The sequence below is a fragment of the Sediminibacterium roseum genome (genome assembly GCF_009939005.1).
Lineage (GTDB): Bacteria > Bacteroidota > Bacteroidia > Chitinophagales > Chitinophagaceae > Sediminibacterium > Sediminibacterium roseum.
The window spans coordinates 392255-417151 of sequence record NZ_JAACJS010000015.1 but is presented as its reverse complement, the minus strand read 5'-3'; the positions used below and the strand labels follow the sequence as shown (position 1 = coordinate 417151).

Here is a 24897-nt window from a genome sequence, read left to right as displayed (position 1 = left end):
TCCGGGCAACAAGCCGGAGCCGTTCATGGAAAAGAGCAGATCACAACAACATTATCTGCGATGGCGCGGTTTTCTAGACGCCGCCTCCCTCTTCTTCCTTTGGAATCTGGAGATCGAGCTTCATATCGTCTATGTCCATGTTGCGTTGCACCTCCTTGATCGCGATATCGCTGTAAGCGCCTTCCTTGTGCAGTTTGATGAGCAGTTCGCGCTGGAACTTTGCGATCTCAAGCTGCGCGTTCTGAACCGGTGTAATGGTTAATGGGGCGGGCTTGTCTTTTCCCTCGTTTTTTTCGTGCAGCCTTATTTCCCTGGAGAGCTTTTCTGCCCGCGCATTGTATTTGTTTTTGAGCGTTGTTTTGGCTTCCGCATTCAATTTCACGGGCAGGTCCCGGTCTATATAATCCATCGTGTTGTGTACAATGTGCAGTTCAAGTTCTTTGGGCTCCCTGTCTTCCGAAACCTCCGGTTTGATCTTTAAAACGCGGATGAGCCAGGGCAGGCTCAATCCCTGTACCACCAGTGTTACAAAGATCACCACGAACGCAAGAAAAAGGATGATGTGCCTTTGCGGGAACGCTTTGCCCGTATGCAGCACCAATGGCAGGGCAAGGGCCGCGGCGAGCGACAATACCCCGCGTGTACCGGTCCAGGCAATGATCATGATGTGGCGCCAGGGAATGGCCTCCACCGGGTCGCCGGCGGTTCTTTTTTTCTTGAAAACATTTGTGGAGAACGCACCCGCAAATACCCAGATGATGCGTACAACAATTGTTACCAGGCTGATCACAACACCATACCCGATCAATTCCTTTGTTGAATAATTGACCACCTGCTTGAGGATCGCAGGCAGTTGCAGGCCGATGAGAATGAAAACAAACCCATTCAATAAAAACACGATCGTATCCCAGATAACCCTTGTGCGCATCCGGGTCTGGTAAGAAAATATTTCTGGTGATCTCCACGAGATGATCAACCCTGCCGTAACAACCGCCAGTATGCCCGATACATGCAGCTCTTCTGCGGTGATGTATGCGAGGTAGGGCGTAAGCAAACTCATGCCTGTTTCTACCAATGAATTGTTCGTGATCTTTTTGTGAACGAATACCAGCAGGTACCCCACCGCAATGCCCGCCGCGATCCCGCCTCCTGCAACGACCAGGAACTGGAGGCTTGCTTCCCAGAAAAGAAAATTGCCGGTAAGCACCGCCGTAAGCGCGTGCCGGTATGCGATGAGCGCCGATGCATCGTTCACCAGGCTTTCGCCTTCGATGATCGTCATTACGCGCCGGTTCAGGTTCAGCCCCTTGATGATGCCTGTTGCCGCAACCGCATCCGTTGGTGAAATGATCGCGCCCAGCAGGAAGGCCAGCGGCCATCCGAAATGGGGGATGAGGTAATGTGCCGTTGCGGCAACAGCAATGGTTGTAAAGAACACTAGGCTGATGGCCAATGCAGAGATGGGCCTGATGTCTGCCTTGAAATCGTGCCACGATGTTTGTGATGCGGCATCAAAAAGCAATGGCGGCAAAAAGATGAGGAAAATGATCTCGGGATCGAGCGCAAGGTCTGGCAGCGCAGGAATAAACCCGATCAACAACCCCGCCACCACCAGCAATATCGGCTGCGGCACCCTGATGCGTTCCACCAGGGCAGACAAACTGATCAGCACAGCCAATAGGAAAATGATGATGTGGAAGTTTTCCATTTAGCTAAAGTTAACACTTCAATGCCTCTTCTCCACACATTTTACAGATGCAGTTGTTCCGCGTAATCTGCGGCAATTCTTTACCTTAGGGCAACTAATCATCATGCCATGAAGAATTGTCTCTTTTTGCTGCTCGGCGTTTCCTGCGTTTTCAGCGTGCAGGCCCAGCATTCACTACAGCATTACCAGAATGTGAATTTTTCGAAAGTCCAGATCACCGACGATTTCTGGAAACCCAAGATCGCTAAGGTGTCTACCGTTACCATTCCTGTCTGTATCGATCAGACCGAAGTAAAAACGCCACGCATCCAGAACTTCGAGATCGCGGCCGGGAAAAAGCAGGGCAAGTTCAAAGGCATTTTTTACGACGATTCAGATGTGTTCAAGGCATTGGAAGCGATGTCTTACTCGCTCAAGAACCATCCCGATGCGGCCATGGAAAAAAAAGCGGACGACTGGATCGACCTGATCGCCGCGGCGCAGCAACCGGATGGTTATATCAACACCTACTACAGCCTGCAGTTCCCTGAAAAAAGATGGACAGACATGAGCATGCACGAAGACTACAACGGCGGCCATCTCATCGAAGCTGCCGTTGCGTATTATGATGCAACGGGCAAAAGAAAATTGCTGGACGTTGCCATAAAATTCGCGAACCATTTCAACTCCCTCTTCGGGCCGGGAAAACGCGATTGGGTTACTGGGCACCAGGAGCTGGAGCTTGCACTGGTAAAACTGTACAAGGTAACCAAAGAAGAAAAATACCTGCGGCTGGCCGACTGGCTCCTCAGCGAACGCGGCCACCAGAAAGCGGTTGGTTATACATGGACAGACTGGAAAGACACGGCCTATGCGCAAGACATCAAACCCGTTAAGGAACAAAAAGAAATTACAGGACATGCCGTACGGGCCATGTACATGTACACCGGCGCGGCAGATGTTGCGGCGCTTACGGGCGATGAGGGTTACATGCATGCGATGAAAGACGTGTGGGAAGATGTTGTGTACCGCAACATGTACATCACCGGCGGAATCGGTTCATCGGGTGGCAACGAGGGTTTTTCGGTTGATTACGACCTGCCGAACGAGAACGCGTACTGCGAAACATGCGCCTCCGTAGGAATGGTTCTGTGGAACCAGCGCATGGGTATGCTTACCGGCGAAAGCAAATACGTAGATGTGCTTGAAAAGAGTTTATACAACGGTGCACTCGACGGGATCTCACTGGCGGGCGATAAATTCTTTTATGGCAATACACTCGCATCTATGGGCAAGCAGGCGAGGAGAGACTGGTTTGGCACGGCCTGTTGCCCTGCCAATATTGCGCGGCTGATCGAATCGCTTGGTAATTATATTTATGGATCGGATGAGAAAAACATCTGGGTCAATCTTTTTGTGGGCAGCAATACAAACATAGCCGTTGGCGGTAAAGAAGTGCCCCTGGCGATGAAAACAAACTACCCATGGGACGGGCGCATAGAGATCGCCATCGATCCAAAACAAAAAACAAAATTCGGCCTCCGCATCCGCATGCCGGGCTGGGTAAACGGAGAAGCGGTTCCGGGCGGGCTTTATAATTTTGAAAACACCGCAAAGAACAATGTCACTGTTTTACTCAACGGGAAAGCTGTGAACTATACCATAGATAAGGGCTATGCCGTCATCGATCGCGAGTGGAGCAATGGTGATAAGGTTACCGTTGATTTCCCGATGGAGATCAAGCGTGTGTACAGCAGGTCGGAGGTAAAATCAAACATCGAACGCGTTGCCATTCAGCGCGGCCCGATGATCTACTGCGTGGAGGGAATGGACAATGCAGGCAAGGCGGTAAACATCGTACTACCCAAAACTGCTGCGCTAACCACCGCCAAACAAACCGTTCTATCAGAACCCGTTGTTACCATACAGGGCGACGCAACCGTACTCACCATTTCAACAAACGGCGACGACGTACGATCAGAAAAAAAGAAAATCACCGCCATACCCTACTACACCTGGAACAACCGCGGCGCGGGACAAATGCTGGTGTGGCTACCGGAGCGGATAGTTGATGTGAAAGTAAACTAACAGTAGAAATTAGGAATTAGGAATTAGTAATTAAGAATTAGGAGTGAGGACTTGAAAATGAATGCAAATCCCCAATTCCTAATTACTAATTCCTAATTAAAAAGTATGGTCGGTTGCACAGAATTGTTTTAAACCAATATCTTCATTGATCATCAATCGTTAAACCCAATTCCTAATTCCTAATTCCTAATTATTAATTCATTACCATGTTTCCAAAATATTTATCCATCTTATGTATCGTTCTTGGTTTCAGCGCTTATGCATCGGCTGGCAGTGAGCCTGTTGGTTTGCAGAAAATGTACAAACAATATGCGGGCAAATGGTACCGCACATTTACGTTCACGCAAACAACGGAACGGTACAGGAACGACAGTTTGCAGAACAAGCAGACATGGTATGAGGCCTGTATTTTCCCGGATAGGTTCAGGATCGATTTTAATGTGCCCGACAGTGGCAATGCCGTTATTTACAAGAACGATTCATCCTACAATTTCCGCCGCGGCAAATTGCGTGCTGCAAGGAAAGAGGAGAACGATCTTATTTTCTTGCTGGGCGGTATGTATTTCTACTCCTATGAAGCAGTTACTGCCAAGCTGAGGTCGCTTGGTTACGATCTCGACAGGTCTTTTGAAACAACCTTCCAGGGCAAACCTGTTTACGTAGTGGGAGCAAACAGCGAAGGAGAAAAAGTAAACCAGTTGTGGATCGACAAAGAAAAACTCTGCGTTGTACGTTTCTTCAAATATGAAAACGGAAGGAAGGAGGAAGGCGTGTTCGAGGACCACATCAAAGCAGGTGCGGGCTGGACAGAATCAAAGGTCAGTTTTTACATAGACGATAAACTTCTCCAAAAAGAATACTACCACAACTTTAAAGCGAACGCGGCATTGGATGAAAAGCTGTTCGATCCAACGCAGTTCGGAAGCTGGCATTGGGTTAAATAGTTGTTGCCCTGCGGTAGGTGTGCGTGGTTTTATAGCTTCGCAGTTGCTTTAAAAAACAAATGCGGTCACGTTGTGAAACGGCCGCATTTGTTTTTTATGTTACTGTGTGCTTTCTAAAAGAATGCATACTGCATAGGATAAGGGCCGCTACTTTCTCGCCAGGAAATTTCCCGGGATCCTCATGCCTTCTTCTTTTGCCAGAACGCTCTGCATCAATTTGCGCAGGGCCTCGGGGAGGATCTGTTTTTCTTCTTCGGTGAGTGGTTGAATGATATCAAAGAATTCGTCTTCGTCGTCATAATAACCAAAATAGAGGTCGTAAAAATCGTTTGGGTGCAGGCGTATCGAGATCTCTTTGTCTTCTTCGTAAATGTGCATTGAAATGATGGCCCATTGGTCATCATCGGTGTAGTCGTAGTGGATCTCAACAGGGTCGGTGTTCACTACGGTAGTCACCAGTTTCTCTATCAGGCTGGCGGAATGGTTTTTCACCAGGTCTTCGTAACTCATATCCATATTTGATCGATTGGACGCGAAATATACGCAGAACCTGATAATTTTTGCCCGATTGGCTGAATCAATCCTATTTTTAGCACGCAAAGCGCCCTATGCGGAAAAATAAAGTCAAAGATATCGCTGCCCAGCTTGGGCTCTCGTTCAGGCTCCTGGTTTCCAACGACCCGCTGCGGCTGGCCGGTGCAACGGCGTTTTTTGCAACGTTTGCCCTGCCGTTCATCCTGATCATCCTTGTCCAGGTGCTCAGCCTTATTTTCAACAGGAGAGAGATCAGTCACGAGATCTTCGTGCGCATGTCGTCCATATTGGGCGAAGAAAGCATGCAGGGTGTTGTGCAGACCATCCGTGGTTTCAGGGGACTGGTAGAGAGCTGGTGGGCCGTTGCGGGTGGTTCTCTTTTTATGCTGTTCGTGGCAACAACCCTTTTTCGTGTGATCCGCAATTCTTTCAATCAACTCTGGATGATCCGCGTAAAACCGGGGCATTCGTTTAAATTGTCTTTGCTGTCGCGCTTCAAATCTTTGCTGCTCATCCTTTTTACAGGTGTATTGTTTGTAACAGGCGTTGTGCTGGAAGCGTTGCAGGTATTGTTTGGAAACTATATTGAGGACCTGGTGCATGGTTCTGGTATTTTCTTCAACGGCATCCTTTCGTTTATCATTTCCATATTCATCACTACCGTCTGGTTCACGATGTTGTTTCATTACATTCCCGATGGAAAATCAAAATGGAAGGTCAGCATGTCGGGCGCGCTGCTCACGAGCGTTTTGTTTGCTTTGGGAAAATTTGTTTTGAAGCGCCTGCTGGTAGACAGCAATATCGACCAGGTATTTGGACGGTCGGGCGCATTTGTGCTCGTGTTGTTGTTTGTGTTTTATTCAGCGATGATTATGTATTACGGTGCGGCATTCACAAAAATATGGGGCGCCTATAAAGGGAAACCGATCAAGCCGCTGCCGCATGCGGAGTTCTACACCTATATGCGCCTGCCCGAAGAGAAGGCTTTGGCGAAGGACGGTATCCCTAAATAACAAGGCAAAATTTTCATGAACCAATTGCTGTACCTTGTGGCAGGCAGTGGTGGAACGCTTTTTTAGTTCATAAGAGCGTGCCGTCCTGCTACTGCACACATTATCCCTCCAATATCCTCCCGGGAAACCCGGTCATCCATTTCTTTATTGTTAAAACAGTTACATGTATCCCAAAATTCATGAGAGCAACGGTGTGCGCATCGACTATTCCAAATCATCTGTACAGATCTTCCCTGCCATCAGGCGGCTGAAAGATTCCAGTGAGCTTTATCTCAAATTCAGCAAGAACCACATCAAAACAATGGCATTGCAGCAACACGCAGAATTGCTGCTGGATTTCGATCTTTGTTTGATCGACAGGGCGATGAACGAAACGATCATACAGCTCTTCGCCATTTTCACCGTTACAAAGAACGGCGGGCCGGTGAACGACTGGCAGTACGTTACCAGCGGAATTGATTTCGCGCGGACGCTTATCGTGGAAGAAATAGAAGAGAAGCAGTGGAAAGACAGGTCGGGCAACCTCATAGATGTGCCTTCATTTTCGCTGAAGCCGGAGGCGATCAATTTTAGTTTTAGTTAGGAGCTAACCCCTAACTAAAACCAAATGCACCGGGCACATTTTTTTGAGCATTCAATTACAACCGACATGCCCCAGTAACCAGTACAGAATAAAAAATACAGCGATGGTACCCAGGCATCCGCCGCCCCATTTGGCAGCGCCCCATCCGGCGAGTAAGGTTCTTAACCAGTTTGGCATTGTTTACAGGTTTGATTATGCTTAGATGTTGTAAAAAACCGTTCCATGAAAAAAAGTGCGGGAATATTGTTGTTCAGGAAGAAGGCAGATTCGATTGAGGTAATGCTCGTGCACCCGGGCGGGCCTTTCTGGAAGAACAAAGATGAGGGTGCATGGTCCATCCCCAAAGGGGAGTTTACGGATGAAGACCCGCTGGCCGCCGCCAGGCGCGAGTTTTTCGAGGAAACGGGTATGGAAGCTGCTGGAACATTCATAGAACTCACACCACTCAGGCAAAAAAGCGGCAAGCTTGTTATGGCCTGGGCGCTTCAGAAAAACATCGATGTGTCCAAAATAAAAAGCAACGAATTTGAAATGGAATGGCCGCCACGCTCAGGGAAATTTATTTCGGTTCCGGAGGTTGACAAAGGCGAATGGTTCAGCACGTCCATCGCAAAACAAAAGATAATACCCGGCCAGGCCGCCCTCATCGATGAATTGCTGGAAAAGCTGCACGCTTAACTGGAACAGTTTTTAGAATCTCTCCCTAAAACCACCAACATGAAAAAGACAGGAGAAGAACAACCACCCAAAGCGTCGCCGTCCAAAAAAGACCTGGCCAATCTTGCAGGAAAAAAAGTAAAAGCCGACCAGGATACAGCATACCAGAACAGCGGCAGGAAAAATAAAAAGCGTGAATCGTAAGCGTAACTGCCGCTGGTTGCAGTTGCGCTTGCGTTCACGCTGCCGGATCGCGCCAGAAATCGACCAGGCCTTTTTCTTTGCCGAATACAGGATCTGTAGCGGGCGGTTTAACTTTTGAAATGGTACGGTCGGTTTTAGGGCGTTCATCTTCGGCGCCGTAGTTCATGTCGTATTCAAGCGCGTCGGGATAGCCGCCAATGCAGACCACATCATTTTCCTTCCCCAGGTTTTTGTGTGCAACGCCTGCCGGTATAATGAGTACATCGCCTTTTTCTATTTCCAGTTTTCGTCCGCCTTTGCCCCCGAGGAGCACCGTTGTCTTCCCTTTGATCACGGCCATGGCCTCATGCGTATTGCTGTGGTAATGATCGTAGGTGAAAATACCTGCGCGCCAGTTGTTGCCCCAACCGTTTTGCCGGAAAAGCTTTTTTACAGCCGTGGCAGCAAACAGTAGCGGAACATTGATCATGTTCCGGTAATGAAGCACCTGCAGTTTTTCATTGTTGGGAAAAACGCCGTTTTCCTTGATGTAATATTTGTGGATCTGCCGCTTCATCTATCCCTGCAATGCCTTCATGATATCGGCGCGCATCGGGCCATACTTTTTAATGGCGTCCAGTACTTCCTGGTGTGTTTTGTTGGGAAACTGCTGGTGCACATATTCTACTTCAGAGGGATCGTTGGCATCAACGCGGATGTCATCCTGGATGCCGGTGTTTTGTTTGTTGTCCATAAAATTGATTTTTAGTTGTTGAAAAAATCATCCCCTGTTCTTCTTCGCCTCGTTGGCCAGGAAGATCAGGTGCATCTCGAGTTTGGGTCGGCCGAATTTCAATTCCTTCGCCATCTTTTTGAGTTCTTCCACGGGAACGCCGTACTTGGCCTCCAGGTCGCGCAAGACTTCTTCACTGATGGGTGCTGGCCGGTAAGTAGACTTTTTCATAAAACGTTATAAGCAAAGGGTTACATATAAAAGGTGAAAAATATATGCCTTTTGCCCGTAGGGGCTATTTTGTAGAAATTCATGCACGTTAGCGCAGGGCGGTATAAATTGTGGGGAACGAGGCTGCGGGGCAGGCAAAGCGACAAAAATCCATAACCGATCCCAAAAGCCTTTAGCTTGCAGCTTAAAGTTTAGCCCGGATGAAACAACACATCACCCATTTCGCGCTGGTTGTAGAGGATTACGATGCGGCGATTGAATTTTATACAAAGAAACTATCGTTCAACCTTGTTGAAGACACGGTTCTGAGCGAAACCAAACGCTGGGTGCTTGTTGCGCCAAAGGGTTCAACAGAATGCTGCATTCTCCTCGCCAAAGCCGCGAACGAAGAACAGCGAAGCCGCATAGGGAACCAGACCGGCGGCCGCGTGTTCCTGTTTCTTCATACAGATGATTTCTGGCGCGACTACAACGCCATTTCCGCCAACGGCATCAGGTTTGTGCGCCCCCCGCAGGAAGAGAGCTATGGAACCGTTGCAGTGTTCGAAGATCTGTATGGTAATCTTTGGGACCTGATCGAACATCGCGCAAAGAATACCGGGAAGTGAATGCAACCATCAGCTTATTTTTTCCCAGAATTTTAAAACCCCGTCTTCCGTTCCTCCAACTTCATGGTAGGAAGGGGGGATCTCGTGCTGCGTGCTGTGGAAAGTGGCCAGTCGCGTGCCGGCCGGCCGTTTACTGAGTTGCCTGTAGAGATAGCGATTGTAGTTGTGGTACAGGTCTTTTGAATAAGGAACATTTGTATCGATCCGATGGCCCTCATCCAGGTTTTCGAAGAAGGCATTGAAAAAATAGAAATGATCGTACCGCGCAAGGTCCGTTTCTTTGAGATTGGCATGTATAAATTCCGCATTGGGTATGCGGAGCGCCTGCTGCGCAGCGTTTGCGGCTTCTACCAGGTTTTTTCTTTGCTCAACGCCAACAAAAAAACATTCAGGCTGGTAGTAGGCAGCTGCCAGGCAAAACTTTCCAGCCCCGCTGCCGATGTCCAATATTTTCTTACCCTTTTCAGCCGCAAGGAATGCCGCTGCTTTTTTTGCAATGTGCAGGGGCGTCCAGTGCATGCTCGCCTGCGTAAGCAATTCAACAGGATACAGTTTGTGAAACTGCTGATCGGAACTGAACCACGGCTGCGTAATCATTATGCAAAATAACAGAACATCGGACAACAAACAACGATCGTGCTATAGACACGATCGTTGCAGGCTACAGGTAAGGCAACCACCAATGGTCGTGCGTGGCCCTGTATCTTCCGTACCATTTGCAAAGCGGGTAGAGGGAGGCCACCACTGCGATCCAGATCAGGTAAGTGATGCCGAGTGAAAAACCAAATTCGTTTGGCCTGAACAGCATAAACCCGCTTCCTGCCTCGGCCATGGTGTATCCCTGGGCGAAGAATACGATCATGCAGAGCAAATGGATCAGTAAGAAATGAAGGAGGTAGTAAAACATCGGCACACGTCCATATACAACGGTGATGTTCATCCAGTTCTTCCTTGCCTTTTCGATCCATGCCAATACGATCAGTGCAGGGCCGATGGTCATGCACGTGTAAAGCAGCGAAGGCGGGTATTTTGATACGTTGAGAAACGATAGCAAGGTTGCGGTTGTGGTTTTCTGTTCTGCCCATGGGAAAAGATCGCCATACACATTGATCCACCTGACAACAACAAAAACAACGATCGCAGAGAGGCCATACGCTATAAGCTTGCGCCTGCGTTTTGCAGCGTCGTAGCCGGGTTTATACAAAGAGCCAAGACAATAACCGAGCAACATAATGCCGGGCCATGGGAGTATAGGATACAACACCATAAAGCTCCTGTTTTCTGCATAGAACCTGAACGATTGCTGGTGCAGTATAGACCAGCCCAGCGGGATCTTTGCCGGATCGGTGGAATTGAAATTGTCGAGCAGGTTATGGCCCGCTACAATGGCCAGTCCCAATACAAACAATACAGGCAAAGGCAGGTAGATCAATGCCGCGAGCAGCAGCATGGAGATGGCGGTTACCCATATCACCTGTAATCCTATAAAATGATACAATGGGTCGAAACTGAATAAGAAATTAAAGATCACTATTTCCAGCACAATGAACCATATGCCGCGTTTGAGCAGGAAGACCGAAAGTTCTTTTTTTGTTTTTTTGATGCCTGCTAAAAACACAGAGGTACCCGCGAGAAAAACAAATACCGGTGCACAGAAATGGGTGATCCATCTCGTGAAAAAAAGCGCCGGTGTTGTGGTGGCGGGGTCGGTGGGATTGCCCGTCATCGCACCCACATGAAAAAAATCACGCACATGGTCAAGCGCCATGATGATCATGATGCTGCCACGGAGGATATCGATCGAATCGATCCTTTTTTTGGAAGGAAGAACTGCCTGCTCCATTTCAGTTGGTTTCCGGTAAAATACAATTAATACAGGGAACCCGCTCGGAATTTTCAATGAATGGCGGGTGATATTCAATAAGCAAATGCCTGGGTTACGCAGCCGGGCGTCACCGGTTTTTGATATGGACGGGGCTGTAATAACAAAAGCCAGGAGATTTCGTCCTGGCTTTTGTTGTAAAATTCTGGCAGAGTAAACGGCTACTTGTTCAAATAAGTTTTTACCCTCGCATGCAGTCCTTCGCTCAAAGGAACCACCGGAAGGCGTACGTTGTTGCCGATCAATCCCTGCTCGGCCATAAACGCTTTTACGCCTGCCGGGTTGTTTTCTGCGAACATGATGTCGTACGCTTCGAGAAGCGTATCGTTTATTTTTTTTGCGGAAGCGAAATCGTTGTTGAGGCTTGCCCGCACCATATCTGAAAATTGTGACGGGAACGCGTTCGCTGCAACGCTGATCACGCCTTGCATGCCGCAGGCGATCTGTGGCAGGGCAAGTGCATCGTCTCCGCTTACCAAAAGAAAATCTTCGGGTATATCGCGAAGGAGCTGCATGCACTGGGCCATATCGCCGCTCGCTTCTTTCATACCGGCGATGTTCGGGAGTTGCGCAAGACGCAGCGTTGTATCTGCGCTCATGTTCCTGCCCGTGCGGCCGGGAACATTGTATAACAGGATGGGTTTCGGCGATTCTGCCGCGAGTACCTTGTAATGCTGGTAAATACCTTCCTGCGAAGGTTTGTTGTAATTGGGGGAGGCGCTGAGTACGGCCACCGCCTTATCGAGGGGGAATTTATGAAGATCGCTGACCAGCTCCGCGGTATTGTTACCGCCGATGCCTACTACAACAGGCACGCGGCCCGCTACTTTTTCGAAGGTATAATTAACAATGTCTAGCTTTTCCTGCTTATCGAGTGTGGGTGTTTCGCCGGTGGTGCCCAGTGTAACCAGGTATTCCACCTTTCCGTTGATCAACGAGTCGATCACTTTACCAAGTGCATCGAAATCTACTTTGTGTTCTGTTGTGAATGGTGTAATCAAGGCAACACCCGTTCCTCTTAACTGTTGTTTTAGCGACATTGCTTTTGGTTTTTTTAATGACTAAATTCTGTCCTCAGGACTTTCTCTTTTACCCAATTGTGGATCTGCAGGGCAAACCACATCCTTGTTGAACTGATGTGAATACATAGCGATTGTTTTAATTGAATGTTGAAAAAAAGGTTTATAAAAATCGATACCGATATTGGTGTTACGCATTCTCCTGCCAGAAGCCCATCTTGCCGTACTTCTCAATCCTGTCGTTAACGCGTTGGGTTGCGTCTTTGCCCTCTACTTCTTTGAGGGCTTTCAGGATGTATGATTTGAGGATATTGGCCGCTTCGGCATAGTCCCAATGAGCGCCGCCCAGCGGTTCGTGAACGATCTCGTCTACGAGCCCGAATCCTTTCATATCTGTAGCTGTGAGCCGCAGTTGTTCTGCCGCTGTTTCTTTTTTATCCCAGCTGCGCCACAGAATGGAGCTGCAGCTTTCGGGCGAGATAACGGTGTACCAGGTGTTTTCCATCATCAATACTTTATCGCCCACGCCAATGCCGAGTGCACCGCCGCTTGCGCCTTCACCGATGATGACAATGATGACCGGGACCTTGAGCCGGATCATCTCGTAAATATTTCTTGCGATGGCTTCGCCCTGGCCGCGTTCTTCGGCCTCGAGACCGGGGTAGGCGCCGGGTGTGTCGATCAGGCAGATAACGGGTTTGCCGAATTTCTCAGCAAGTTTCATCAGGCGCAGCGCCTTGCGGTAGCCTTCGGGGTTGGCCATCCCGAAATTGCGCAGCTGGCGGGCCTTGGTGTTGATGCCTTTCTGTTGCCCGATGATCATCACCGTTTCGCCATCCAGCTGTGCGAAACCGCCAACCATGGCTTTGTCGTCTTTGAAGTTCCTGTCGCCATGCAGTTCCAAAAAATTGGTGCACATGTTGTCGATGTACTTCATCGTATAGGGCCTGTCTGGGTGGCGGCTCAACTGAACGCGCTGCCAGGGGGTAAGGTGGGCGGTGATCTCTTTTCTTTTATCGAGGATAGAAGCTTCCAGTTGCTGGATGGTAGCGGTATAATCGATCTTGGGATTTTTTTCTGCCAGTTTCCTGTTGTCGTCTATCTGCTCGTATACTTCCTTGATGGGCTTCTCAAAATCCAGGAATTGTCTATTGGGGTATTGGGGCATAGCTTCTTGTTGAGGCGGTAAAAATACGGCTTGCAATTTTTTTTTGAAAAGATTTGTTTGAACACAACCGCACCCCTATCTTTGCCGTCCGAAAAACGGGTTACGCCTGTTTGAGGAACGGATTGGTAGTTCAGTTGGTTAGAATGCCGCCCTGTCACGGCGGAGGTCGCGGGTTCGAGTCCCGTCCAGTCCGCGAAAAGCAGCTCTTAATGGGCTGCTTTTTTGTTTTATAGTATTCCAAAGAAATGGGTGCGTTGATTGCACACCCAAAAATATTGTCGGATTTACGAGCCTTACGAGTAATGCCGCGCTGTCATCCCCACAGTACTGTGGGGACGGGTTCGAGTCCCGTCCAGTCCGCGAAAAGCAGCTCTTAATGGGCTGCTTTTTTTGTTTTATGGTATTCAAATAGAGAATGGGTGCGCTGATGCACACCCTAAATATATTGTCGGATTTACGAGCCTTACGAGTAATGCCGCACTGTCATCCCCACAGTACTGTGGGGACGGGTTCGAGTCCCGTCCAGTCCGCGAAAAGCAGCTCTTAAAGGGCTGCTTTTTTTGTTTTGTAGTATTCAAATAGAGAATGGGTGCGTTGATGCACACCCTAAATATATTGTCGGATTTACGAGCCTTAAGAGTAATGCCGCGCTGTCATCCCCACAGTACTGTGGGGACGGGTTCGAGTCCCGACCAGTCCGCGAAAAGCAGCTCTTAAAGGGTTGCTTTTTTGTTTTATAGTATTCCAAAGAAATGGGTGCATTGATTGCACACCCAAAAATATTGTCGGATTTACGAGCCTTACGAGTAATGCCGCGCTGTCATCCCCACAGTACTGTGGGGACGGGTTCGAGTCCCGACCAGTCCGCGAAAAGCAGCTCTTAAAGGGTTGCTTTTTTTGTTTTGTAGTATTCAAATAGAGAATGGGTGCGCTGATGCACACCCTAAATATATTGTCGGATTTACGAGCCTTACGAGTAATGCCGCGCTGTCATCCCCACAGTACTGTGGGGACGGGTTCGAGTCCCGTCCAGTCCGCGAAAAGCAGCTCTTAAAGGGCTGCTTTTTTTGTTTTATGGCATTCTATGTTTATATCATTCAGAGTGATGATGATAAGAGCTTTTACAAAGGGTTTTCGGAAGATCCTCTAAAACGGCTTGTGCAACACAACAATGGGGAATCGTTTTTCACTTCTTTCAAAGGTCCCTGGAAGCTTGTGTATGTTGAACGGTGCCTATCTAAGACAGAAGCATTGAAGCGAGAGAAGAATCTCAAAAAAGCTAGTTTGGAAAGAATACAGGCGTTGATCGCACATCCTAAGAATATTGTGTCGGATTTTACTAAATCTTAAGAGTAATGCCGCGCTGTCATCCCCACAGTACTTTGAGGATTGGTTCGAGTCCGGTCCGCCCTGTAAACAAAAACACATGCTAAGATATTGACATTTAGCAGGTTGTAGTCTAATAGTGACCGGCGTATTATTATATAGTTAAGGAAAGAACCCAGCTAATAGATTTCAATAGTTCGAGATCTTTGGATCATTTTCTTTTATTCGGGGTCTGATGCTTTGGCTTAATGTTTACTGTTTATAATTTCTGTCAGGTTCATTATTTTGATCTTAAGGCGATACAATGGCTAGTGGTAGTGGCTTTCCACCTTCTGTTAGTTAAATGATTGCCTGAATTCTACGGGTGAAATATGTGTCTTTGCCTTGAAAAGCTTGCTGAACGATTGTACATGTTCAAAGCCTAGTTCATAAGCAATCTCGCTGACTGACAGTTGTGTAGTTGACAGCTTTTCCTTCGCTTTTGCTATCAGTTTATCGTGAATATGTTGTTGCGTGCTTTGCCCCGTGAGCACTTTAAGCAAACTGCTTAAATATTTTGGTGAAACATGTAACGTGTCTGCAATGTGCTGAACGGTCGGCAACCCCTTTGAAGTTAAATTATCGCTGTTAAAATAATCTGAAAGCAATTCTTCCAAACGCCCCAGGATCTGGTGGTTTGATTTTTCCCTTGTTATAAATTGGCGGTTGTAAAAACGATCTGCATAACCAAGCAAACTTTCAATTTGTGTGATGATGATCTGCTTGCTGAATTTATCAATATTCGCCTGGTATTCCTGTTTGATGTTCTCGATGATGTGATCGAGTGTCTGTTCTTCCTTGTCTGATAAAAATAAGGCTTCGCTTACCGAATAGTCAAAAAAATCGTACCGCTTGATCGTATTGGCAAGCGGTGTATTCCAAAAGAAATCAGGATGAATGAGCAGCATCCATCCCGACTTCTTTTCAACTGCGCCTTTGTCTGGCTCTATCCTGAAAACCTGGTTAGGCGAAACAAAAAACATAATACCTCCATCAAAATCGTATTGCTGCTGTCCGTATACCATTTTAGCGTTCATTCCTCTTTTGATAGATACCTGGTAGAAATCAAGCACCCAGTTTGTTTCACCTATATTGGCGGGTCGCTGAACGTTGTTGTAATCAACTACGCTGATAAGCGGATGCTCGGGCTGCGCCAAACCTCTCAACCGGTGAAATTCGCCGATTGTTTTTATCCTTTTGGTTTTCCTTTGTTCCATAAAAATGCAAAGTAAAAATTGTTTATCCTGCTTAATGCCAAAACCCATACGATTTTATCTGGCGGCCATCAACGCCATGAGATTTGAGCAACTTTCTCAATTGTACAACAAGGCCTGCACCGCCGACAATATAAAATACGAATTTTTCTTTTTCAGACTGATGTCTCGTGATCAGGTTTTCTGTTTGCCGGAAAATGGTTTGGTCATTGGCAACAGCCTCCAAAGGTAACCACGCACAATTGTGAACAAACTCATCAGCCGTTTGCAGGTCGTTGAAGGAAACAATACCACTGATCATGGCATTATCATCTGCCAATTGCTGCAATGCGCAGAAATGCCCGATGCTTGTTTGATCGCCAAGAAAAACAAGATGTTTGTTTTGGAAAGGAAAATGTTTTGCCATTTCTATTTTCAGGTAATGAAACACGTTGCCTTTTCTTTGTTCAGCGGCCCATAAACTTCCCTGTCCGCTATGGCTTGTATCAATATACAAAGTGCATATTTTATTTTCAATGTCCCAGGTGGCCGGTGTATAATCGGTGTAGTGCAAAGCCGATATCCGGCATTTTATGGATTGTGCGGTCTTCCATTTTGCAAAGTCAACTTTTGGCAGATGAATATCTATTTCGTATAGTTTGCCTCCATTCCACTTTCGTGCCGCTACAATCGTGCCCGACTTAACGAAAAGTTTTTCCACTGCAGATAGCATCGTGTTTTGTGCCGTCTCAGTATATGGAAGGTTATTCATTTTCAGAATGATAAACCTTGGCAAATTCCCTGGCAAAATCGGCCAGCTTTATTTTGCCAAAACGGGGTTGGTGCCGGTAGAAATCTTCATACAAGCTACCATCGCCCTGGCTTCTCTGTAATTCAACAAAGCCTTCTGCAACCTGCCTGTTAAAACCAATTTCCAACCAGTTGTCCAATAATTGCTCATCAGGTATTACTTTCCATTCCAGGTCAGGCTTTCCAATTTCTTTTCCGAGTGCTTTTGCAATTTCATTCGGGGAAACTTCGTCGCTGGCCACATATCGTACTGTTCTGCCCGCAAATGGTTTGTTCATTTCTTCAACAATTACATCGGCAATGTCCAGGGGCGAAACCCAGGGTTCTTTTTTATCGCCGCCGTAATTCGAAACAATGGCGCCTTTGTATTTTATCGACTGCACAAAGGAAAACAGGTTGATGTAAAAGCCGACCGGGCGAATGAACTTGATGGCAACATCATCCGGCAGCTGTTTCAAAATGTTTTCTACGTTGTAATGGAAGATGAGAATGCCAATGCCCTTGTCGGTATGAGCTCCGATGCTGCTCAAATGAATTACTTTTTTTACTCCCGATTGCTCAACCGCTTTTTTGTAGTTGTTGCCAATTTTATTGATAGTAGCAATAAAATCAACCGATTTGTCAAACATATCACCGGCAGCTTCCATAGTTTCCATTAAATAAACAATGTCTGCTTTCGTGAATACTGTTGTTAAGAAATCGGCGTCAAACATACTGCCGATGGCTGCCTTTGCACCAAGAACCTCAATGGCTTCTTTTTTCCCGGCATCGCTGCTGATGACGGTGACCGAATGTCCCTTTTTTACCAGCCCTTCTGTAAGTGGTTTCCCGATGTTCCCAAGAGAACCTGTTAATACGATGTTCATTTTCTACGTTTTAATTTGTTTATGCAAAGTTGCACCGGCTACCAAAAGCAGATTTAGCTGAATGTCTGATTGTTTTAGCCAAAAAAGAAAATTGCAAAATAGTGGGGATGCAGGGAGTATCATTTGTGATATTGACCAATTTCAAGAACTTAAATAAAATTGGTTAAGAGAATTCCAAAGTGCCCAGAACCGTCAAAAACAGGACTAGGCGTTCGAGTGTAGTCCCGCTCAGTTCCCAAAAACCAGCTTCAAGAGCTGCTTTTTGTGTTCTACCTCTTCCATCAAAATTGAAGCATGCTGGCAAGCTTTTTTTTATATGCATGTTTATGAAGTCGCAACTATTCAACAGGTTATTGCTTTTTTGCATCTGCATTTGCTTGCTGAGCAGTTGTGCCGCTGCGGGCAATATGATCCGTTCTTCCTCCTGGCTGGGACTGATTGACCTCGCAGGCGCAGCCGGGATCACGCTCTTTATCCTGCGGGGAAAGAAATAGAAGCAATTCCGTGCTGTGCTCAATTCATCAACGACCCCACGAAATTGATCGTCAGCGCCACTACGAAAGTGTTCAATGCGAAAGAGATCAACCCGTGTAACAGTACGATCCGCCTGATCTTTCGCGAAGAAATTTCCACATCTGATACCTGGAAGGTACACCCGATCACAAATGAGAAATAAGCAAAATCCACATAATCGGGTTTTTCGCTGCCCGGGAACTCTAGGCCGCCTGCAATTTTCGTCTTTTCGTCGCCGTCGCTGTCGTAATACTCGTGCGCGTAGTGAAACGTGAATATGGTATGAACCAGTACCCAGGAGAGCAACATACCCGTGATGCTGGCAACGATCGATAAAGGCTGGCTGTTTGTCTGACCATTGCGGGAGATCATCAGCAGGAGCACAGTGAACATGCTGGCAAAACAGGCAATCAAAACCATGAAGAAGACAAAAGGCGCGCTGCCATCATCACTCATTGCTTTTTTCCGGATCTCAGGTACCGGGCGCGTAAAAATGACGATCCAGTTGGTTATAATATAAGAGAAGGAAAAGACCACCCACAGGATCATTGCCACTACCATAGTTTTCATGTCTTCTTTCGGCAATAAAAAATAAGCGGCCGCGGTGAGCACAAGGCTGAGGGCGATCCGGTGCAAGGGGTGCATGCGCAAAAGGATATTGCGCTGTTCGTTTTTTAAGGCCATGGAATAAAAGTAATGAAAACTGCGGTGGTTTATCCTGCCAGTTCCTGCTAAACCCGAATCGGTTGATCATGCGGCCGGATTTTGCATTTCTGCTTCCTAAGACTTAAAAGGCCGCAGCTGTATTGTTGCGTATGGCCGTTACAACCCAATCAAAAAATCATTATTCCTACACACATGTACAAATAACCGCCGTCCGGCCGTAAGCGATTGCCCCGCATCAAAATGGTAAGCAATTGAGTGTTTAATGCAAAAGACACGGTTTTATCCTCTATTACTTTGAGTAAGCATAAAGGCATCGCAGGATGACATCGTTTCATCGTTCACAAAGGATACCAGTGTTTACACGCTGCTCAGATGGCACGGTCGTAAAAAGGAATAAACCAAAAACAATACATATGCCACCAATCACTTTGGATTATCATGTTGCACAGGGCAGGTATGGGATCACTGCCAACACCAATTTCAATTTTGGAACAACGGGCCTCGGTACCTGCGTAGGTGTTATTATGACCCTCAACAACGGCGATAACATTTGCGGACACATGGATCATTCCTATGAACCCACGCAGGCGCAGCGGGTTGCTTTTGAAATCGCTGTTACTGCTGTATTGAATGGGGTGATACCTCCCGGCGCAGCCGTCTTATCCGTGCACTACAGCACCCCGGGCGGAACAAGGGCCGCACTCTATACCGTGAACGCGATCACAGCATGGTTTGCCGGTGCGGTAAATGCCGGAAACCGCCAGACCATTTACATCAGCGCAGGAGGCGTACAGGCCACCGATGCCAATGTTATTATCGGCGCGAACGCAGTGGACAATGGACCTTTCAGTGTTTAGGTTAAAGGAAGGTATCATGCTAATGGGCAGTACGTATTTCTTCGTGCTGCTCATTAGCAGCCTTTGTGTTTTTTAAAATTCGATGTTATGGTGTAGAGAACGAAGTGTTGGAGCAATGTCCCCTGGAATTTACAAGGCGCTGCCTTTCCTTTAAAACCGCCCCACGATCATCACCCGCTTAAAAGCATACACCATCGGCGCCGCAGAAAAATGTTCTGCGATCCTTTCTTTGAACTGCTTTGTAAAACCTGGCTTCATTTCTTCGTCCAGTCTTTCCATGTAGGGAACCAATGCCGATCCCGAAATAAAATCATAAAGCGTATCAACAGATCGTGCAATGATCGGGTAAACCTTTTGGTAAATCAAAACATCCTTTGCCGCATGGGCATATAACAGCTGCGTGTACTCGTCGAGAGACAAAACAGGCGAGTAGTGGATGTTGTTTTTCAACACCTCATAATACGGTTCTTCGTGAACGAGTTTGTGCAGCAACTGGTTCAGCGCATTTTCTTTCTGTGATGGCATCTGTACGGCGAGTTGTCCGCCGGGCGCAAGGTGTGCAATGAGTTCAGGGAACAATGCCTTGTGATCTCCAACCCATTGCAGTGAGGCGTTGGCAACAATGGCGTCCCATTTTTCAGCGCGCCGCAACTGCGCTTCAACAGATCGCAGCGCGAAGGAGAGATTGGGTTGCGTTGGCGCTTTGGACAGCATTTCTGCTGAATCATCCACTCCCAATACAGTTGATCCTTCAAATTTATCCGAAAGTACTTTTGTCAATTCCCCGGTGCCACAGCCAAGGTCGAGGATCCTCATGGCTGGTTTTGCATGAATGTGCCCGAGCAGGTCATAAAACGGTTCGTATCGTTTTTCTTTGAACTGGTTGTATACATCAGGATTCCACGGCATACATCGGCTTTGCTGCAAAAATACAAATGTGAAGGGAATCCCTGGTGGTTCCATTTATGGTTTAGGAACCGTGATGCGCTGCACCCAGTTCCATTCAGGTGGGTCCACGCCCAATAGATGTTTTACAAAGAAGTCCCTGCGTTTGTGCTCCCCATAGTCGCCACCAAGCGAATGCCCCATCCCCGGTATTTCGATGAAATCAAAATTCTTATTGGCTTTGATCAATGCATTCATGAGTTGTTTGGTTGATGAGGGATCCACGTTCTCATCCATTTCTCCCAATATCAGCAACAGCTTTCCTTTCAGGTTGGCCGCATGCGTTACGTTGGACGATTCTGCATACTGCGGCCCGATGGGATAGCCCATCCATTGTTCGTTCCACCAGATCTTATCCATGCGGTTGTCGTGGCAACCCGATGAAGAAACGGCCACCTTATAAAAATCGGGATGAAACAGCAACGCGCCCATGGAGCTTTGTCCACCGGCGGAGTTTCCAAAAATGCCCACTTTATCAAGGTTCATGTACGGGTATTTTTTTGCCGCGCTCTGCATAAAGGCAATGCGGTCGGGGAAACCGCCGTCTTTCAGGTTTTTCCAGCAAACATCAAGAAAGGCCTTTGAGCGGCCATTGGTTCCCATGCCATCGCACTGCACAACAATAAAACCCAGCTCCGCCAGCTCATGCAGCGAGCCGCGCGAATCTGTTACAAAACTTTTGGGAACAAAAAAGCTGTGCGGGCCAGCGTAGATGTATTCTATCACCGGGTATTTCTTATTCGGATCAAAATTGCTGGGGCGAATGATCATGCCCCATATATCTGTTTTGCCATCACGTGCCTTTGAAACAAATACTTCAGGCAGTTTCCATCCTGTTTTAAGCAAATTGGAAATGTCTGCTGTCTCCAGTTCCATGATGGTTTTGCCATCTGCCGTATTTTTTAAAACGGTTACCGGCGGCGCATCTATCCTCGAATACACATCAACAAAATAATTGTAATCGGGAGAAAAATATGCAGTATGGTTGCCGTTCTCGTGGGTCAGTTCCGTTAGTCCCGTGCCATCGAAATTGATGCTGTAATATTGAATAAAATATGGATCGATGCCTGTAGTCTTTCCACTCGCTTCAAAAATGAGGTTGCGTTTTGTTTCGTCTACCCTCACCACGCGCCTCACCACCCAATCGCCTTTGGTGATCTGGTTTTTTACATTTCCTTTGTCATCGTATAAATACAAATGGTTCCAGCCATCCCGCTCCGAGGCCCATATGGTTTCTTTTCCATCGGCAAGATCGTACCGGTATCTTTTACCGCTGTAATCGATAAAGGTTGCGCTTTCTTCCTTGATGAGATCACGCGTTGCGCCCTTTGTATCGAGCTCCATTACTTTGTATTGCTGGTGGCCGCGCTGGTTGTATTCAAACGATACTGCACGGCTGTCTTTGCGCCACACCGGGTTGGTGAGGTTGTATTGGTCCGCAATGGCCACTGCATTTGCACCGTACGATCTTTTGGATTCGACCGAAAAAACATAAGGTTGTCTTTGCTGCAAAGCGTCGCCCGGTTTGAGGTAATTGCGTGTATGGAGCTTTGGCTGTAATTGATCAAGCGGTGATGATTCGATCAGGTAAACAGGATGCTCTTTTGCAGGGCGGATCTTCGCTGTTGCAAGGTGCCTGGAGTCGGGCGACCATGAAATGAAGGAGGCATAGTATTCGCCGGGCGATCCGTCGAAAGACAGTTGGTATTGCTCCTGTGTATTTTTAGCGGAGCGGATATACACGTTGTTCTCCCTGATAAAAGCGACCCATTTGCCATCCGGCGAATTAACAGGTCTTTCGCCTTGCCCTGTATTGATCTCGCTCCAGGCGCGGTTTGGCCCTGCGTTCCGCGCAGATGCCGGTATTTTTACGGCGGTTGCCTGTTTGGTATCAAGCCTGTAGGTCCAGTTTGAGTCGCCGATCGTAAATTTTATTTCCTGGTCGCCGAGCGTAATCTCCTGGAAAGGCAGCTCGGCGGCATTTGTTTTCCTGCCGGCGCCTGTTAATGCTGCAGCCAGTTCTGCGGGATCGTAAACAGGCTGTTTTGTTTTTTGCTGTACATCTACTTTGATGAATTCTTTTCCGCGGGTTGTTAATGTGCTGTACAGCAGAACGCCGTTTGTCCATTTCACACCATCTGCCGCTCCCAGGATCTTGTTTTCCTTCAACCCGTTCATAGCTTCGGCGCGCTGGTAATCGCGCAGGGTGCCTTGCGCCACTGTTTTTTTTGCAGGAAGGATGGCTGCGGTAAAAACGGCAGCACAGGTAAGCAGGGTGATCGTGCGTTTCACGGTAGAAAGAATTGGTTGGATGTAAATTACTGCTACGGGTGTTGGCGTTGATGCAGTTATTTCACTTAGTATCCTCGTATTTTAACCTTCTGTCTTAATTTTATCGCCAAAGCACCTGCACATGAAAAAACGAATTGTTACCACGATGGTACTGCTTGCAACCTTCTTCCTGGGTTTCGGGTTCAACTCGATGTTTGTTAGAAAGGGCCATGAAGAGCCGTTGCCCAAGCGGGTAACGGGTATCGGCGGGATCTTTTTCAAATGCAGGGATCCAAAGAAAATGCGCGAGTGGTACAAAACGCATCTCGGCCTGCAGACCAATACATATGGTGCCGTGTTTGAATGGAAACAGGCCACCGACAGCACCCGGAAGGGTTTCACACAATGGAGCCCGTTTGCGGAAACAACAAAGTATTTTGACCCCGGCACGCGCGATTTCATGATCAACTACCGCGTGGCGGATCTTGAGAAACTGGTTGCGCAACTGCAACTGGAAGGCGTAACCATCGCCGATAAAATTGAGACTGTAGAATACGGCAAATTTGTTCACATCATCGATGTGGAAGGAAACAAGGTAGAGCTGTGGGAGCCCAACGATATCGAGTTTGACAAACTCGGCAAAAAGATCGGGGCGGTAACAACGAAGTAGGTTGTATGCTTTGGCTTGCAGCTACAAGGTTTTAAAATTGACAAGATCGATCACCAGGTTGAGCGAGTCCATCGACAGGGAGTTCGACAACTGGAAAGGTTTTGAAATATACCCGGCGATGTTCAGATGCCTGAGTTGTTTTGCATCGGGCCTTTTTCCTCCCCTGGATAAAAAGAAACATTTGATCTTTTTCCATGCTGCGTTCTGCCGGATCTCGGTAAGCACCTCAACGCCGTTTTTATCCGGCAGGTTAATGTCCATCAGCAGCACGTAAGGCAGTTTCCCTTCTGCGTCGTCTTTCTGTAAACAGCGTATCACTTCGCCTCCACTGGTTACATGGGTGAGGGAATAGTTCACTTTTAATTTGTCGAGCGCCCACCGCACTTCCGTGGCGTCTGCGGTGTCTGCGTCGGCGAGTAATATTTTGATTGGCGTCAACATGCGGGCGGGCTTGGTTGTCGTTTGGTTTTTATTTTCACCAGGTTTGCGTTCAAAGCGAGGGCCGGTACAATGTTCCCGGTTCGTACCGGGATAGTTTTGAGAACGGCCTCAGCAACCTTCTCCAGAAGTGCCGGAAACCGAGGTAGGGCAGGCGTTTGGCCGTCATCAATACGTCTGCATTTACCCTGCCTGCATATTCCACAAAACTCTGCTCCGGGTTCATGCTGCGTTTGATGCAATTGCATTCAACCTGTATGTTGCCAGCTGCTTTGAGGATCTTCAATGTATCCATGATAAAAGAAAACTGCGGGCTGTTGTCGTTGTTGTCTATGGTAATGAGATGGATCTTCACCTTGTTGTTCCTTGCAACGGGGTAAATGGTTTTGAGCCTGGTTTCTGGTACAAATCCTGTAACCGGTATCACGATGTTTTTCCACTCATTTGTGCCCGGGGCCGAGGAAAAGAGGGTCATTACCTGGCAGGGACTGCGGCGCATCACCGTTTCCAGCGGGTCGTTTTTGAAGATCGTCCACCAGCGTTGTTCAGGCGGGCGGGTAAGGGCAACCATGTCAACTTTTCTTGCGGTGGCGGCAGAGAGTATGCAGCCCGCCCAATCGCCACAACACACTTCGCCTGAAACAGGAATGCCATACGAAACCTGGAGGTTTCTTTGCCATGTTTTGAGCAACGCATCTTTGTGATTGATGTTTGAAACAAATGAGTCCGTACAAAAAAAACGGTTGAGCAATTTGCCGAACGAAATATTTTCAGCATCCGCCACATGAAGCAGCAGCAGCGCTGCGCCATGGTCCTTTGCGAGCCCTGCTACCTGCCTGGCCATCGCAAGCGAAACCTGGTCGAGGTTTACCGGGAGCAGGATCCTTTTTACAATGGGGGCGCTTTCGTTCATATGGTTTGCTTTCAAAGGGTAAAACTAAAATCGCCTGCACAGGGGCCGTTCAATCTGAAT

Annotated in this window: 28 protein-coding genes and 1 tRNA gene; 12 read left to right on the top strand and 17 right to left on the bottom strand. The window is 47.6% G+C overall.

Going from position 1 to position 24897, the window contains the following annotated elements; all coding sequences use genetic code 11:
* Window positions 1-73 precede the first annotated feature (73 nt).
* Window positions 74-1708 (bottom strand): Na+/H+ antiporter, encoded by a 1635-nt coding sequence (locus tag GWC95_RS12980; RefSeq protein ID WP_161819155.1) that lies wholly within the window; start codon window positions 1706-1708, stop codon window positions 74-76.
* A gap of 108 nt (window positions 1709-1816) precedes the next feature.
* On the opposite strand from GWC95_RS12980, the gene GWC95_RS12975 reads away from it, so the two are divergent.
* Window positions 1817-3775, top strand: a complete 1959-nt coding sequence (locus GWC95_RS12975; RefSeq protein ID WP_161819154.1) for a glycoside hydrolase family 127 protein — start codon at window positions 1817-1819, stop codon at window positions 3773-3775.
* 206 nt (window positions 3776-3981) lie between these two features.
* Complete coding sequence (locus GWC95_RS12970; protein ID WP_161819153.1) at window positions 3982-4719, top strand: hypothetical protein; 738 nt, start codon at window positions 3982-3984, stop codon at window positions 4717-4719.
* Between the two features lie 147 nt (window positions 4720-4866).
* Here GWC95_RS12970 and GWC95_RS12965 read toward each other — a convergent pair whose 3' ends face one another.
* Window positions 4867-5229, bottom strand: coding sequence for a hypothetical protein (locus tag GWC95_RS12965; RefSeq protein WP_161819152.1), 363 nt, complete (start codon window positions 5227-5229; stop codon window positions 4867-4869).
* 98 nt (window positions 5230-5327) lie between these two features.
* Here GWC95_RS12965 and GWC95_RS12960 point away from each other — a divergent pair, with 98 nt between their 5' ends.
* The 4 genes from GWC95_RS12960 (at window position 5328) to GWC95_RS12945 (ending at window position 7710) form a co-directional block, all read left to right on the top strand.
* A complete protein-coding gene (locus GWC95_RS12960; RefSeq protein WP_161819151.1) occupies window positions 5328-6266 on the top strand; it encodes a YihY/virulence factor BrkB family protein in 939 nt (312 codons plus the stop codon).
* Window positions 6267-6429: 163 nt separating this feature from the next.
* Window positions 6430-6849, top strand: a complete 420-nt coding sequence (locus GWC95_RS12955) for a hypothetical protein (protein WP_161819150.1) — start codon at window positions 6430-6432, stop codon at window positions 6847-6849.
* 222 nt (window positions 6850-7071) lie between these two features.
* Window positions 7072-7527, top strand: a complete 456-nt coding sequence (locus GWC95_RS12950) for an NUDIX domain-containing protein (RefSeq protein ID WP_161819149.1) — start codon at window positions 7072-7074, stop codon at window positions 7525-7527.
* A 39-nt stretch (window positions 7528-7566) separates the two neighbouring features.
* Window positions 7567-7710 (top strand): hypothetical protein, encoded by a 144-nt coding sequence (locus GWC95_RS12945; RefSeq protein WP_161819148.1) that lies wholly within the window; start codon window positions 7567-7569, stop codon window positions 7708-7710.
* Window positions 7711-7744: 34 nt separating this feature from the next.
* On the opposite strand, the gene GWC95_RS12940 is transcribed toward GWC95_RS12945, so the two are convergent.
* The 3 genes from GWC95_RS12940 to GWC95_RS12930 are packed head-to-tail and all read right to left on the bottom strand — an operon-like array spanning window position 7745 to window position 8653.
* The gene (locus GWC95_RS12940; RefSeq protein ID WP_161819147.1) at window positions 7745-8266 is read right to left on the bottom strand and encodes a cupin domain-containing protein; all 522 of its coding nucleotides are present in this window, start codon (window positions 8264-8266) and stop codon (window positions 7745-7747) included.
* Window positions 8267-8443 carry a DUF3606 domain-containing protein gene (locus tag GWC95_RS12935; protein WP_161819146.1) on the bottom strand — a complete coding sequence of 59 codons (177 nt, stop codon included), beginning with the start codon at window positions 8441-8443 and terminating at the stop codon, window positions 8267-8269.
* 27 nt (window positions 8444-8470) lie between these two features.
* Window positions 8471-8653, bottom strand: coding sequence for a hypothetical protein (locus tag GWC95_RS12930; RefSeq protein ID WP_161819145.1), 183 nt, complete (start codon window positions 8651-8653; stop codon window positions 8471-8473).
* A gap of 200 nt (window positions 8654-8853) precedes the next feature.
* Here GWC95_RS12930 and GWC95_RS12925 point away from each other — a divergent pair, with 200 nt between their 5' ends.
* Complete coding sequence (locus tag GWC95_RS12925; protein WP_161819144.1) at window positions 8854-9261, top strand: VOC family protein; 408 nt, start codon at window positions 8854-8856, stop codon at window positions 9259-9261.
* 9 nt (window positions 9262-9270) lie between these two features.
* On the opposite strand, the gene GWC95_RS12920 is transcribed toward GWC95_RS12925, so the two are convergent.
* From GWC95_RS12920 to GWC95_RS12905, 4 genes are all read right to left on the bottom strand, one after another.
* Window positions 9271-9858: a methyltransferase domain-containing protein gene (locus tag GWC95_RS12920; RefSeq protein WP_161819143.1), complete on the bottom strand. Its 588-nt coding sequence runs from the start codon at window positions 9856-9858 to the stop codon at window positions 9271-9273.
* A 64-nt stretch (window positions 9859-9922) separates the two neighbouring features.
* Entirely contained in the window at window positions 9923-11104 is a 1182-nt protein-coding gene (locus GWC95_RS12915) for a DUF1624 domain-containing protein (protein ID WP_161819142.1), read from the bottom strand.
* A 200-nt stretch (window positions 11105-11304) separates the two neighbouring features.
* Window positions 11305-12183, bottom strand: coding sequence for a 4-hydroxy-tetrahydrodipicolinate synthase (gene dapA / locus GWC95_RS12910; protein WP_161819141.1), 879 nt, complete (start codon window positions 12181-12183; stop codon window positions 11305-11307).
* A 169-nt stretch (window positions 12184-12352) separates the two neighbouring features.
* Window positions 12353-13330: an acetyl-CoA carboxylase carboxyltransferase subunit alpha gene (locus GWC95_RS12905; RefSeq protein WP_161819140.1), complete on the bottom strand. Its 978-nt coding sequence runs from the start codon at window positions 13328-13330 to the stop codon at window positions 12353-12355.
* A gap of 119 nt (window positions 13331-13449) precedes the next feature.
* Between GWC95_RS12905 and GWC95_RS12900 the strand changes: the two genes are divergently transcribed.
* Together GWC95_RS12900 and GWC95_RS20070 are read left to right on the top strand one after the other, a co-directional pair.
* Window positions 13450-13523 (top strand) — tRNA-Asp (locus GWC95_RS12900).
* Between the two features lie 881 nt (window positions 13524-14404).
* Window positions 14405-14680, top strand: a complete 276-nt coding sequence (locus GWC95_RS20070; protein ID WP_161819139.1) for a GIY-YIG nuclease family protein — start codon at window positions 14405-14407, stop codon at window positions 14678-14680.
* Window positions 14681-14991: 311 nt separating this feature from the next.
* Here GWC95_RS20070 and GWC95_RS12890 read toward each other — a convergent pair whose 3' ends face one another.
* The 3 genes from GWC95_RS12890 to GWC95_RS12880 are packed head-to-tail and all read right to left on the bottom strand — an operon-like array spanning window position 14992 to window position 17564.
* On the bottom strand, window positions 14992-15912 hold the full coding sequence (locus GWC95_RS12890; RefSeq protein WP_161819138.1) for a helix-turn-helix domain-containing protein: 921 nt from the start codon (window positions 15910-15912) through the stop codon (window positions 14992-14994).
* A gap of 31 nt (window positions 15913-15943) precedes the next feature.
* Window positions 15944-16660: an SIP domain-containing protein gene (locus tag GWC95_RS12885; RefSeq protein WP_161819137.1), complete on the bottom strand. Its 717-nt coding sequence runs from the start codon at window positions 16658-16660 to the stop codon at window positions 15944-15946.
* Window positions 16653-17564: an SDR family oxidoreductase gene (locus GWC95_RS12880; RefSeq protein ID WP_161819136.1), complete on the bottom strand. Its 912-nt coding sequence runs from the start codon at window positions 17562-17564 to the stop codon at window positions 16653-16655. The genes GWC95_RS12885 and GWC95_RS12880 overlap by 8 nt, the downstream gene beginning before the upstream one ends.
* 326 nt (window positions 17565-17890) lie before the next feature.
* Between GWC95_RS12880 and GWC95_RS12875 the strand changes: the two genes are divergently transcribed.
* Window positions 17891-18058: a hypothetical protein gene (locus tag GWC95_RS12875; RefSeq protein WP_161819135.1), complete on the top strand. Its 168-nt coding sequence runs from the start codon at window positions 17891-17893 to the stop codon at window positions 18056-18058.
* Between the two features lie 19 nt (window positions 18059-18077).
* On the opposite strand, the gene GWC95_RS12870 is transcribed toward GWC95_RS12875, so the two are convergent.
* Window positions 18078-18761 carry a DUF1345 domain-containing protein gene (locus tag GWC95_RS12870; protein WP_161819134.1) on the bottom strand — a complete coding sequence of 228 codons (684 nt, stop codon included), beginning with the start codon at window positions 18759-18761 and terminating at the stop codon, window positions 18078-18080.
* 395 nt (window positions 18762-19156) lie between these two features.
* On the opposite strand from GWC95_RS12870, the gene GWC95_RS12865 reads away from it, so the two are divergent.
* Window positions 19157-19600, top strand: a complete 444-nt coding sequence (locus tag GWC95_RS12865; protein WP_161819133.1) for a hypothetical protein — start codon at window positions 19157-19159, stop codon at window positions 19598-19600.
* 150 nt (window positions 19601-19750) lie between these two features.
* Here GWC95_RS12865 and GWC95_RS12860 read toward each other — a convergent pair whose 3' ends face one another.
* Window positions 19751-20509: a methyltransferase domain-containing protein gene (locus GWC95_RS12860; RefSeq protein ID WP_161819132.1), complete on the bottom strand. Its 759-nt coding sequence runs from the start codon at window positions 20507-20509 to the stop codon at window positions 19751-19753.
* Between the two features lie 54 nt (window positions 20510-20563).
* Window positions 20564-22837, bottom strand: coding sequence for a DPP IV N-terminal domain-containing protein (locus tag GWC95_RS12855; RefSeq protein ID WP_202630288.1), 2274 nt, complete (start codon window positions 22835-22837; stop codon window positions 20564-20566).
* A 121-nt stretch (window positions 22838-22958) separates the two neighbouring features.
* Between GWC95_RS12855 and GWC95_RS12850 the strand changes: the two genes are divergently transcribed.
* A complete protein-coding gene (locus tag GWC95_RS12850) occupies window positions 22959-23486 on the top strand; it encodes a VOC family protein (RefSeq protein ID WP_202630287.1) in 528 nt (175 codons plus the stop codon).
* A gap of 21 nt (window positions 23487-23507) precedes the next feature.
* Here GWC95_RS12850 and GWC95_RS12845 read toward each other — a convergent pair whose 3' ends face one another.
* Both GWC95_RS12845 and GWC95_RS12840 read right to left on the bottom strand, forming a co-directional pair.
* Window positions 23508-23927, bottom strand: coding sequence for a response regulator (locus GWC95_RS12845; protein WP_161819131.1), 420 nt, complete (start codon window positions 23925-23927; stop codon window positions 23508-23510).
* Between the two features lie 49 nt (window positions 23928-23976).
* Window positions 23977-24837, bottom strand: coding sequence for a universal stress protein (locus GWC95_RS12840; RefSeq protein ID WP_161819130.1), 861 nt, complete (start codon window positions 24835-24837; stop codon window positions 23977-23979).
* Between the last annotated feature and the right edge of the window lie 60 nt (window positions 24838-24897).

Coding starts and splice junctions, on each gene's coding strand:
- GWC95_RS12955 (WP_161819150.1), top strand. CDS start 6,430: ATGTATCCCAAAATTCATGAGAGCAACGGTGTGCGCATCGACTATTCC.
- GWC95_RS12840 (WP_161819130.1), bottom strand. CDS start 24,837: ATGAACGAAAGCGCCCCCATTGTAAAAAGGATCCTGCTCCCGGTAAAC.
- GWC95_RS12850 (WP_202630287.1), top strand. CDS start 22,959: ATGAAAAAACGAATTGTTACCACGATGGTACTGCTTGCAACCTTCTTC.
- GWC95_RS12870 (WP_161819134.1), bottom strand. CDS start 18,761: ATGGCCTTAAAAAACGAACAGCGCAATATCCTTTTGCGCATGCACCCC.
- GWC95_RS12960 (WP_161819151.1), top strand. CDS start 5,328: ATGCGGAAAAATAAAGTCAAAGATATCGCTGCCCAGCTTGGGCTCTCG.
- GWC95_RS12940 (WP_161819147.1), bottom strand. CDS start 8,266: ATGAAGCGGCAGATCCACAAATATTACATCAAGGAAAACGGCGTTTTT.
- GWC95_RS12935 (WP_161819146.1), bottom strand. CDS start 8,443: ATGGACAACAAACAAAACACCGGCATCCAGGATGACATCCGCGTTGAT.
- GWC95_RS12845 (WP_161819131.1), bottom strand. CDS start 23,927: ATGTTGACGCCAATCAAAATATTACTCGCCGACGCAGACACCGCAGAC.
- GWC95_RS12885 (WP_161819137.1), bottom strand. CDS start 16,660: ATGAATAACCTTCCATATACTGAGACGGCACAAAACACGATGCTATCT.
- GWC95_RS12980 (WP_161819155.1), bottom strand. CDS start 1,708: ATGGAAAACTTCCACATCATCATTTTCCTATTGGCTGTGCTGATCAGT.
- GWC95_RS12920 (WP_161819143.1), bottom strand. CDS start 9,858: ATGATTACGCAGCCGTGGTTCAGTTCCGATCAGCAGTTTCACAAACTG.
- GWC95_RS12890 (WP_161819138.1), bottom strand. CDS start 15,912: ATGGAACAAAGGAAAACCAAAAGGATAAAAACAATCGGCGAATTTCAC.
- GWC95_RS12865 (WP_161819133.1), top strand. CDS start 19,157: ATGCCACCAATCACTTTGGATTATCATGTTGCACAGGGCAGGTATGGG.
- GWC95_RS12880 (WP_161819136.1), bottom strand. CDS start 17,564: ATGAACATCGTATTAACAGGTTCTCTTGGGAACATCGGGAAACCACTT.
- GWC95_RS12915 (WP_161819142.1), bottom strand. CDS start 11,104: ATGGAGCAGGCAGTTCTTCCTTCCAAAAAAAGGATCGATTCGATCGAT.
- GWC95_RS12930 (WP_161819145.1), bottom strand. CDS start 8,653: ATGAAAAAGTCTACTTACCGGCCAGCACCCATCAGTGAAGAAGTCTTG.
- GWC95_RS12860 (WP_161819132.1), bottom strand. CDS start 20,509: ATGCCGTGGAATCCTGATGTATACAACCAGTTCAAAGAAAAACGATAC.
- GWC95_RS12970 (WP_161819153.1), top strand. CDS start 3,982: ATGTTTCCAAAATATTTATCCATCTTATGTATCGTTCTTGGTTTCAGC.
- GWC95_RS20070 (WP_161819139.1), top strand. CDS start 14,405: ATGGCATTCTATGTTTATATCATTCAGAGTGATGATGATAAGAGCTTT.
- GWC95_RS12950 (WP_161819149.1), top strand. CDS start 7,072: ATGAAAAAAAGTGCGGGAATATTGTTGTTCAGGAAGAAGGCAGATTCG.
- GWC95_RS12925 (WP_161819144.1), top strand. CDS start 8,854: ATGAAACAACACATCACCCATTTCGCGCTGGTTGTAGAGGATTACGAT.
- GWC95_RS12875 (WP_161819135.1), top strand. CDS start 17,891: ATGAAGTCGCAACTATTCAACAGGTTATTGCTTTTTTGCATCTGCATT.
- GWC95_RS12975 (WP_161819154.1), top strand. CDS start 1,817: ATGAAGAATTGTCTCTTTTTGCTGCTCGGCGTTTCCTGCGTTTTCAGC.
- GWC95_RS12905 (WP_161819140.1), bottom strand. CDS start 13,330: ATGCCCCAATACCCCAATAGACAATTCCTGGATTTTGAGAAGCCCATC.
- GWC95_RS12965 (WP_161819152.1), bottom strand. CDS start 5,229: ATGAGTTACGAAGACCTGGTGAAAAACCATTCCGCCAGCCTGATAGAG.
- dapA (WP_161819141.1), bottom strand. CDS start 12,183: ATGTCGCTAAAACAACAGTTAAGAGGAACGGGTGTTGCCTTGATTACA.
- GWC95_RS12945 (WP_161819148.1), top strand. CDS start 7,567: ATGAAAAAGACAGGAGAAGAACAACCACCCAAAGCGTCGCCGTCCAAA.